Raw genomic sequence first — 9,634 nt, 5'->3', positions numbered from 1 at the left:
CCCCCTTCGGGGGAGGGGGCGGGGGTGGGTTCGGGGGTGGGGGGGTGCGCCGGGCGACGCGAGGTGCGGCACCCGACGTGCGGCACCGGAGTACAACACCCGGAGTACAACACCCGAACTACGACACCGCGGTATGGGTGCTGGATGTCCTTCCGTGGGGAAAGGACAATCCTGGGGGCGTCGCACCGCACACGCCACACGGACAACGTGTCACGATTCTGGGCACGACTACGGGGGACAACAGTGGAGACCGCGGACCCGACACCGCACGCGCGCTCAACCGACCGTGACAGCACAGCAGACGGGCCACCGGCCGCCGCACCGCAGCTCTCCCTGGAGCTGCTGGTGCACGGTGTCGGCGGCACCACCGCACAGGAGATGCTCGGCGACCCGCGCGTCCAGCTGATCACCGGCGACGACACCGCCGCCTGCTATCGCCGCACCGAGGACGCGGACGCCGAGCAGCGGCCCGACGACTACCGCGGCGAGCCGGTCCGCGAGGCGTACTGCTGGTCCAACCTCACCTCGGGCAACGGAGCACGCGCCCTGTGGCTGCTCCTGGTGCCCTTCATGGTCGTCAACCTCGCCCACTGGATGCGCCCGGCCGCCCCGCCCGAGCATCCTGCCCAGCGGATCTACGACCTCCTGGTGCGCATCCTCGCCCTCACCCTCACCGTCCTGCTCGCCGCCGCGGCCTGCGAGGTCGCCCTCGACCTGACGGCCTGGCAGTGCGCCGGCACCACCGTCTGCTCCGCCGGCAAATCCTGGATGGGCTTCCTCAGCCCCGACAACTCCGGCTGGTGGAGCGCCCCGGGCCGCCGCCTCGCGCTCGCGTCCATGGTGCCGCTGCTTGTCATCGGCTTCCTGTGGTCGCTCTCGCGCCGCACCTGGAGTGCCTACGAATCCGCCTCCCCGCCGCCGCGGCTGCCCGGCACCTCCCGCGACACCCCGGTCGCCGAACGCACCGCGCTCAGCCTCGACGGCTTCTGGTACGGCCGCCGGCTGGTCGCCCGGCTGCGCGCCGCCCACACCACGGCCGGCGTACTGACCATCGCCGCCGTACTCCTCGCGGCGGGCGCACAGGCCGACGGGCGCGACGGCGGCGACACCGCCCTCGCGGTCACCGGCCGGGCCCTCACCGCAGTGGTCATCCTGCTCGCCGCCGCCACCGTCGTGGTCGTCTGGCGCACCGCCCGCAGCGAGGCCGCGCCGGACGACGAGTCCGACCATCTGGTCGTGCGGGCGCTGCCGTTCGCCTCCCTCGGTGTGCTGGCGCTGATCGTCGTGCACACCGGCTGGGCGCGCCCCGGAGCCCACAGTCACGGCTCCCTGCCCGGTGCCGGCGCCTTCGGCGGTATCGCCGTCTTCCAGGGCCTGCTGGTCCTCGCGCTGGCGCTGACCGCCTGGGTCCTTCAGCGCGCCGCCCGTGACGACGCCCGCACCGCCCTGCGCGGCATGGGCGGGCCCGCCGTCGCCCTGCTGGCCTGCGCGGTCGGCGGGGTGCTGTCCGGGGGAGTGGCCCAGCGCTTCGCGGACTGGCTGGACGGCGGGGCGACCCCCGGCCAGGACCACGCACCCATCCCCGGGCCGCCGGTGCTGCTGTCCTGGCAGGCCTCGGTCATCCCCGTCCTGCTGGTCGTCGTCGCGATCGTCGTCGTGCTCGCCGCCGTCCGCGTGGTGATCGTCCGTGACCGGGTGGCCAAGGACGTCCCCGGGCTGTACGACCCGCGCGAGCGCCCCGACGGGCCGCGTACAAAGCGGATCGCCGCCACCATCGCCGGCGCCGGACTCACCGATTCCGCACCGGTCCTGGTCGCGGCCACCGCCGCCGTCACCCTCGTCCTCGGGGCCGGCGCGGTGGCCGGCGCCTGGCTCAGCGACCGGGCGCCGGGCCGCGCCACCGAAGGCGCACCGCCGGTCGTGCACGCCGCCGCCGAGACCGCGGAAGCCCTGGGCTCCTGGCTGATGGGCGCCGGCGTCATACTGCTGATCACCATGGGCCGGCGCGCCTACCGCGACCACTCGGCCCGCCGCACCATCGGCATCCTCTGGGACGTCGGTACGTTCTGGCCGCGCGCTGCCCACCCCTTCGCCCCGCCCTGCTACGCCGAGCGCGCCGTCCCCGACCTCACCTGGCGGATGGCCACCTGGACCGAGCGGTTCGACGGCCGGCTGGTGCTCTCCGGGCACTCCCAGGGCAGTGTGCTGGCGGCCGCCGCCGTCTGGCAGCTGGACCTGGTCACCCGCAGCCGCGTCGCCCTGCTGACGTACGGCAGCCCCCTGGAACGGCTCTACGGACGCTGGTTCCCCGCCTTCTTCGGGCCGCCCGCCCTGACCGGACTGCACCGCGAGATGGACGACTGGCGCAACCTCTGGCGCTTCACCGACCCCATCGGCGGCCCGATCCGGCTCACCTGCGAGGACGGCCGCCGGATCGACGAGGGTCCGCTGCGCGACCCGCTCGCCTTCGGCCGCACCCTCCAGAACCCGCTGCCCGCCCAGATCCTGGGGCACGGCGACTACCACGCCGACCCGGTCTTCGGCAGGGTGCGCGCCGAGCTGATCGCCCGGCTCGGCCCGGACCTGCCGGGGCAGCGGCCCGCCGATGACTGCTCGGGCCGCCGCGCTGCCGACGACCGCTCCGACGACCGTCCCGCTCAGGGGAGTTCGGGCAGGTCTTCCGGATAGAGCAGACTCAGATCGTCGGTGCTGGGGGCGGTCAGCTGGGCCACCCGGCCCGCATGCCGCTCCACCATCGCCTCGAACGTCTGGCGTGCGGTACGGCCGTTGCCGAACGACGGCCCCTTGGGCAGTGCCGTGAAGTACTTCAGGAGCCCCTCGCCGGTCCCCTCGGCGAGGCGGTACTCATGCTCCTCGCCCTGCTGCTCCACGATCCGCAGCAGCTCTTCGGGCGCATAGTCGCCGAAGGTGATGGTCCGTGAGAAACGGGACGCCACACCGGGGTTGACCGCCAGGAAGCGCTCCATCTCGGAGGTGTAGCCCGCCACGATCACCACCACCGCCTCCCGGTGGTCCTCCATCAGCTTCACGAGGGTGTCGATGGCCTCCTTCCCGAAGTCCCGTCCGGAGTCCTCGGGGGAGAGGGCGTATGCCTCGTCGATGAACAGCACGCCACCGCGCGCCCGGTCGAACGCCTCCTGGGTGCGGATCGCCGTCGACCCGATGTGCTCGCCCACCAGGTCCACCCGGGACACCTCGACCAGATGCCCGCGCTCCAGCACCGCCAAGGAGGCCAGGATTTCGCCGTACAGCCGCGCCACGGTCGTCTTGCCGGTACCGGGGGAGCCGGTGAACACCAGATGGCGGCGCACCGACGCGGCCTTCAGCCCCGCCTCCCGGCGCCGGCGCCCCACCTCGATCATGTTGATCAGGCTGCGCACCTCGCGTTTGACGCTCTCCAGCCCTACGAGGGTGTCCAGTTCGCCCAGCACCTCGTCGGAGGGCCGGCTGCTGACGGCCGGTTCCGCGGCCGCCGTGGCGTCCGGCGCGGGACTCTGTGCCGGGACATTGCCCAGCAGCCCGGCCGTCGGCGTCACCTGCTGCACCGCGGGACCCGTCACCGCCCCGGCGGCCGGCGTCTGCACCGCGCGGCTCTCGTCGCTGGTGCAGTCCTGGACCGTCGGCCCGTCGCCCGCTCCCGCACCGCCCTCGGCGAACTCGTAGCCGCCGCGCGCACACCGCTCCGTACGGCACCGCGTCAGCGCCGTACGGCAGCCGTCGATCACATGGAAGCCGAACCCCGAACTCCCGGTGACCCGGCAGCCCTGGAAGGTGCCGCGGCCCTCGGCGGAGACGTAGAACCCGGCCTCGGCGGGTGAACTGACCGTGCAGCCCTCGATGGTGGGGTCCGCGCCCTTGGTGACGATCACCCCGGTCTGCGCACCGTCGATGGTGCAGTTGGCGAGCGTGCCGCCGCTGCCGTGGTCGCGGAACCACGCACCGGTCGCGGCCTCCCGGATCCGGCAGTCGTCGAGCTGCACGGTCGCCCCGTCGCTGACCGACACCGCGGTGTTGCGGACCTGCGAGATGTCGCAGTCCACGACGTCGGCGCGGGAGCCCCGGTCCAGTACGAACAGTGCGTCGGGCACATCGTGCATCCGGGTCGAGTCCAGGACGGCGGTGGCGCCGTCGCTGACCCACACCGCCGGATAGTCGCCCGTACTGTCGTGGATCTCGCACTGGTTGGCGTCCACGCGGGTGCCCGGGTCCCATACGGACAGACCGTTGCGCCCGAAGTGCCGCACCGTGCTGCGGGTCAGCGTCAGCACCGAACGCGACCGCAGATCGACGGCATTCTCCGGGATGTCGTGAATGTCGCAGTCGGCGAGCGTCAGCACCGCGTCGGTGTCCAGGGTGACGCCGTCGGCGGAGGTGCGGTGCACCGTGCAGTCCGTGAGGTGGCCGGTGGCCCGTGCGGCCACCTGGACCCCCGCGCCCTTGATCTCGTACAGCTCACAGCCCACCGCCTCGACCGCGCTGCCCTCCCCGTTGACCGACAGGCCGGCGCCCGAGGCATGGTGGATCCGGCAGTTCTCCAGCCGCGGATGTGCCCCGCCGCGCACCGCCACGCCGGTCTGCCCGGCGGCCATCACCTCGCACTCCTCGAAGACGCCGCCGGCGCCGTCCAGGACGCTGATGCCCACCCCGCCCGCGTTGTCGACCGTGCAGCGGCGCACCGTGGGGCGGGCGCCGCCGCGGACCTCGATGCCGGACGCGGACCGGGTCACCACCCGCAGGCCCGACAGCTCCGGGGCGCCGTCCTCCACCAGCAGCGCGGGCGAGGTCGAATCCGTCGCCTCCAGATGCAGATCGTGGACGGTGGCCGAGGCCCGTACCGTCAGCGCCACACCGTCGGCCGGGGCGATCCGTACCGAACCGCGTGCGCCGTCCGGGCCGCGGAGCGTCACCGCGCGCACCAGCACCAGATTCTCGCGGTACGTACCGGCCGGGACGGTCAGCACATCACCGTCCCCGGCGGCCTCCAGGGCGGCGGCGAGCGAGCTGTACTCCCCGGTGCGGCGCCGCCAGCGCGACGTTCCGGAGTGCGTCACCTGGACCGAGCCCTGTGCCATGGTGCTGTCGTGCCCCCACTTCGTGCGGCTGTTGTCGGCCCGGCACCATCCGTCCGTGGATGTCCGTTTTCCGGTCTGCGAGGCCCCAGCCGAGAGGCTGGCGCCACCACCGTAGCGCGCCCGGCGGGCGGCAGTTGACACGGTCAGCCGCCTCGAAAGGCAGGCTCTCAACTCCCTGCGCCGGCCCGGCCCCAGTCCTGGCCCGCGCGCTCCCACTCCTCGTCCCAGCGGCGGAAGCGACGCACCATCAGCCGCCAGACGACCAGCCGCCGGGCGCCTTCGACCATCATGCCGACCCCGGCCGCGGTGCCCAGACCGGCCAGCGCGGCATGCGTACCCGCCGTGCCGGTGTCCATCGGCCGCGGCGCCACCCGGCCCCGGTCGTCCGTCCAGATCCGGAACCGCTCGCCGGTCTCCACCGGCCGCGGCGCGGCGAGCTGCCCGACGTGCGGGCTGCCGTCGCGAGCCGTCCAGCGGGCGACGACCCGGCGGTGCGCATCGCGCTGGGAGGAGGTCTCCGGATCGGAGTCGAGCGGGGCCCGGGAGATCAGCCGGTCGACCGTGACCCACTCCAGATGCCGCTGCTGGTGCTGTATCCGTACGGTCGCCAGCAGCGCGCCGTGTGCGGCCCGTCCGGCGAGCCAGCCCACGGAGGTCGCCCCGAGGGCGATCAGAAGGGCGGCGACGAGCGCCGTCCAGGCCTCGAACCGATCGGTCCGGCGCCGCAGCGGATTGTGCCGCCAGCGCCATACGCCCTTCATCGCTCGCATCGGTGCCCCCTCTCCGTGTCTGTGGATACCTCATCGCGGGTGGTCCATGCGAGAGTTCTGCGAAGAGAGAGCAACTTCATGGCGTACAAAGAGCGACAACCGGACGTTTCGAGCAGGACCGGGACTGTGGGGGACTCCCCGCCGGACCGGGGCCCGCGCGGTCAGTGCAGCCGTACCGTCACCGTCACCACGGCGCCCGTCATGCCCGTGCCGGGAGCCCCCACGGCGACCGCGAACCGGTCGGCCACCAGGCGGGCCAGCCACAGCCCGCGCCCCTTCGGAGCGCCGTCCAGGCCCGGCAGCAGCTCGGGGATCACGTCCTCGCTGAACCCGGGCCCCGCATCGCTGATCCGGCACTCCAGCTCCTCGCCGACCCGGCGCAGCACCAGCCGTCCCGAACCGCCCCCGTGCTCCACGGCGTTCCCCGCGATCTCGTCCACGGCGAGCACGAATTCGCCGCGCCGCGGCTCGCAGAGGCCCTCACGGGCCGCGCACTCCTCGACCAGCAGCCGTAACTGCGGCAGCAGCCGGGCGGTGAAGCGCCGCTGGAGCAGCCGGCGGCCGGGCTCCGGGGCCGGCACCTCGGCCGGATCGGGGCTCACCACGGCCGCACCACCTCCGTCAGCGTCAGCCGCGGCACCGTCCCGGCGCCCAGCCGCCGCAGCATCCGGTGCTGCCCGCGGTCGCAGCGCACCTCGACCAGGTCGTGGCCCGCGGCGCCGCGGACCAGGGTGAGCAGGCTGACGGCGCAGCCGACGGACAGGAAGTGCAGCCGGGTCAGATCGACGCCGAGCCGCCGGGACGGGGGCGTCTGTGCCAGGGCGATCTCCAGCGATCTGCCGAACGCGGTCCGGTTCGCGGCGTCCGCCTCGCCGATGAAGCACAGCACGCCGTCCGGGGCGCGCAACGACCGCAGGCTGCCCAGCCGCTCCAGGAGCGCGCGCGGATGCGCCCGTTCCATGGCGGTGAGCACCGCGCGGTCGAACCGGCGGCGGTCGTAGGCGCAGATCTCCGTGTACGGCCGGCCGCTGAAGAGCGCCTGCGCACCGGTCTCACGGCACGCCATCACACCGACGTCCGCGCCGAGCGCACGCACCCAGCCCATGTCGATGAACGCCCGCAGGCCCGCATACCCCTCGGCCGTCGCCCGGTCCGTCTCCGCGTACAGCCGGCCCATCTGGCGCGCGGCGGTGAACTCCGTGTCCGGCCGGATCACCGCACGCATACTGCTCACCACCAACTGGCCCCGCTCGCGCGCCGAAACCGTGCTGCGGCTGGGGAAGTCGAGCCTGGCCAGTACCTCGTCCTCGGGCACCTCGGGGCACGGCAGGACCATCACCTTCTCGCCGTGGGCCAGCCCGAGCCGTACGAATGCCGTGACGACCTCCCAGCGCACCTCGTCATCGCCGTAACTCACAAAGGCGTGGTCCCCGGGCCGCAGATGCTGAACGGGCAGGAGACGGCCGCACCCGGTGTCCCTCACAGACATCGGCACCCAGCTCTCTGTCGTCCGTCGGCCGCTCCCGTCGGCGGTGCCGGGCGTGCACCGCGGACAGCTGGTCACCGGGCCGCGGCGGCCCGCAGCCGCCACGAGCGCCCGCGGCGCGACCACGGCAAAGGGCCGCGCCGGCCCGTCAGCCGAGTATCTCGAACGGGTCGCCGATACGGATCGTGCCGACCCCGCGAGGGATCAGATTCTGGCCGAAGACCAGCTGGTCACCGAAGCGGCGATGCCGGGCGAGCGTGCGCAGCGGCTCCTTGCCGCGCTCGGCGGTGCGCTGGTTGGTGGTGGTGACCACGCAGCGGGAGCAGGGCTTGGCCACCTCGAAGACGACCTCGCCGATGCGGACCCGCCGCCAGTCGTCCTCCGCCCAGGGCGCGGTGCCGTCCACCACCACATTGGGCCGGAAACGGTTCATGGGCAGCGGCCCCTCGTCGGCATGGTCGCCCTGTGCGATGAGGGAGTTGAGGGCGTCCAGCGACGAGGTGGTCGTCAGCAGCAACGGGAAGCCGTCGGCGAAACTGACCGTCTCACCGGGCAGGGAGTACTCCGGGTCGATGGGCCTGCGCTTCTCCGGGGCGTCGAGATACACCAGCCGGCACTCCGCGCCCAGATACCCGCTGAACCACTCGTCGGCCGCCCGGCCCACGGGTACCGCCTCGACCTCGTCCTTCCAGACCTCGACCGTGATCGTCTCCCCGGAAGCCGGCACCTCGACCGTCAACGGCTTCCTTCCGGGCGCAGTGAGCCCGAGGCCACCGCCCGGCAGCCCCTCGGCATGCGCCAACGCCAGCGTCCGCTGCTGCCGTTGTGTGATCTGCCTGCCCTCGGCGTCCACCAGCAGCCAGCGTCGGTCCCCGGCGAGCCCCCACGGCTCCACGACCGCCTCGCCGGGACCGGACCCCGCAATGGATTTGACCGGGTAGAGATGGATCGACTGGAGCGCAGGCTTCGGCATGCGTTCCATCCTGCCAGCCGCCTCGGACAGTTGGCCGTTCGCCCAGGTCAGTACCCGCGCGGGTACTGCCGGCCGTACGGGTCGTCGTACGGCGTGGCAGGTCGCGGCGCGACCGGAGCGGCCGGCCGCATCGCCTCATACCCCGTGCCCATGGGCGGGCGCTGGGGCTGCTGCTGTTGCTGGGACGGATAGCCGCGGACCCCCGCCTGCTGCGGGATGTACGGCGCCGGGGCCTGCTGCAACGGGGCGACCGGCTGGGCGGCCGCTCCCGGGTAGCCCTGGGCGGGCGACTGATAGGAGGGCGCGGCCGGAAGTGCCGGCAGCGCCGAGGGCAGCGCCGGCATATAGGACGAACCCGTCTCGTAAGGGGAGGGGTTCACCCGGATCGGGGCGATCTGCGGCGTACCACGTTCGGCGACGAGGCTGTCGTAGATCGGGGTGTCCGGGAAGGAAGGCGAAGCGTAGTAGCCGCCGTAGGTAGAGCGGGGGGAGGTCATGCCTCATAAGTTAAGCCCACGATGTGCCGATTGGGGAGCCTGCAAAGAGGGTTGTTTTGCGTGTTCGGAGCGGCCGTGGATCGCCAATGTGAGCGAAGTTGTGGAAATCGGTCGCGATCGCCCGTAGGGATCGTGTAAAGACCTCGCTTCTCGCAGGTGAACGGGGGGCGTTCGGAGACGTTCGGGCCAAGTAGGTTGGGGGTGCCACCAGTGACGGGGCACGACGGACAAGAGGAAGGCGCAGCGATGTCGATGCTCAAGGGCAGCAATGTTCCGGTCCCGGCCCCGGCGGTCCGGGTGGAACTGGGCTGGCAAACGGCCCCGGGGACGCCGGACGTGGACGCCTCCGCCCTGCTCCTGGTGTCCGGAAAGGTCCGCGACGACGGAGACTTCGTCTTCTACAACCAGGCCGCGCACGCCTCCGGTGCCGTGCGTCATGACGGCAAGCGCCCGGCCGGCGGCGCGATGACCGACAGCCTCACCGTCGCCCTGGATTCCGTCGAACCCGCCGTCGACAAGGTGGTGCTGGCCGCCTCCGCCGACGGCGGCACCTTCGGGAGCGTCCCCGGGTTGCACGTCCGGGTGCTGGACGCGGCGAACGGCGCCGAGATCGCCCGCTTCGACAGCCAGGACGCCGGCGCCGAGACCGCCTTCGTGCTCGGTGAGCTCTACCGCCGCCAGGGTGCCTGGAAGTTCCGTGCGGTGGGGCAGGGGTACGCCACCGGGCTCGCCGGCCTGGCCACCGACTTCGGAATCAGCGTCGAGGACCCGGCACCGCCGCAGCCCGCGCCGCCCGCCCCGGCCCCCGCCACCCC

The 9,634-nt window shown here is 73.0% G+C and carries 8 protein-coding genes; 2 read left to right on the top strand and 6 right to left on the bottom strand.

Annotated features, from left to right (window positions below):
- Nucleotides 1–243 precede the first annotated feature (243 nt).
- Nucleotides 244–2,688, top strand: coding sequence for a hypothetical protein (locus IF67_RS0138125; RefSeq protein ID WP_037840411.1), 2,445 nt, complete (start codon nt 244–246; stop codon nt 2,686–2,688).
- Here the strand turns inward: IF67_RS0138125 and IF67_RS0138120 are convergent.
- The 6 genes from IF67_RS0138120 to IF67_RS0138095 all read right to left on the bottom strand — a co-directional run bounded on the left by IF67_RS0138120 (nt 2,658) and on the right by IF67_RS0138095 (nt 8,819).
- Nucleotides 2,658–5,093, bottom strand: a complete 2,436-nt coding sequence (locus IF67_RS0138120; protein WP_030993584.1) for a right-handed parallel beta-helix repeat-containing protein — start codon at nt 5,091–5,093, stop codon at nt 2,658–2,660. The two genes, IF67_RS0138125 and IF67_RS0138120, sit on opposite strands and share 31 nt — an antisense overlap.
- A 167-nt stretch (nt 5,094–5,260) precedes the next feature.
- Nucleotides 5,261–5,854: a hypothetical protein gene (locus IF67_RS0138115; RefSeq protein WP_078889899.1), complete on the bottom strand. Its 594-nt coding sequence runs from the start codon at nt 5,852–5,854 to the stop codon at nt 5,261–5,263.
- 170 nt (nt 5,855–6,024) lie between these two features.
- Nucleotides 6,025–6,468: an ATP-binding protein gene (locus IF67_RS0138110; protein ID WP_030993577.1), complete on the bottom strand. Its 444-nt coding sequence runs from the start codon at nt 6,466–6,468 to the stop codon at nt 6,025–6,027.
- Nucleotides 6,462–7,352 carry an MEDS domain-containing protein gene (locus tag IF67_RS0138105; RefSeq protein WP_030993576.1) on the bottom strand — a complete coding sequence of 297 codons (891 nt, stop codon included), beginning with the start codon at nt 7,350–7,352 and terminating at the stop codon, nt 6,462–6,464. The genes IF67_RS0138110 and IF67_RS0138105 overlap by 7 nt, the downstream gene beginning before the upstream one ends.
- Nucleotides 7,353–7,497: 145 nt before the next feature.
- A complete protein-coding gene (locus IF67_RS0138100) occupies nt 7,498–8,322 on the bottom strand; it encodes an MOSC domain-containing protein (RefSeq protein ID WP_030993575.1) in 825 nt (274 codons plus the stop codon).
- A 47-nt stretch (nt 8,323–8,369) separates the two neighbouring features.
- A complete protein-coding gene (locus tag IF67_RS0138095; RefSeq protein ID WP_030993574.1) occupies nt 8,370–8,819 on the bottom strand; it encodes a DUF6643 family protein in 450 nt (149 codons plus the stop codon).
- Nucleotides 8,820–9,065: 246 nt separating this feature from the next.
- Between IF67_RS0138095 and IF67_RS0138090 the strand changes: the two genes are divergently transcribed.
- Nucleotides 9,066–9,634 (top strand): TerD family protein (locus IF67_RS0138090; protein WP_030993572.1); only part of this gene is annotated, 569 nt, incomplete at its 3' end.

The sequence above is a fragment of the Streptomyces sp. NRRL S-1813 genome (assembly GCF_000719605.1).
GTDB lineage: Bacteria > Actinomycetota > Actinomycetes > Streptomycetales > Streptomycetaceae > Streptomyces > Streptomyces decoyicus.
This window is presented reverse-complemented; position numbering and strand designations above follow the sequence as displayed.

Coding starts and splice junctions, on each gene's coding strand:
- IF67_RS0138120 (WP_030993584.1), bottom strand. CDS start 5,093: ATGGCACAGGGCTCGGTCCAGGTGACGCACTCCGGAACGTCGCGCTGG.
- IF67_RS0138115 (WP_078889899.1), bottom strand. CDS start 5,854: ATGAAGGGCGTATGGCGCTGGCGGCACAATCCGCTGCGGCGCCGGACC.
- IF67_RS0138105 (WP_030993576.1), bottom strand. CDS start 7,352: ATGTCTGTGAGGGACACCGGGTGCGGCCGTCTCCTGCCCGTTCAGCAT.
- IF67_RS0138100 (WP_030993575.1), bottom strand. CDS start 8,322: ATGCCGAAGCCTGCGCTCCAGTCGATCCATCTCTACCCGGTCAAATCC.
- IF67_RS0138095 (WP_030993574.1), bottom strand. CDS start 8,819: ATGACCTCCCCCCGCTCTACCTACGGCGGCTACTACGCTTCGCCTTCC.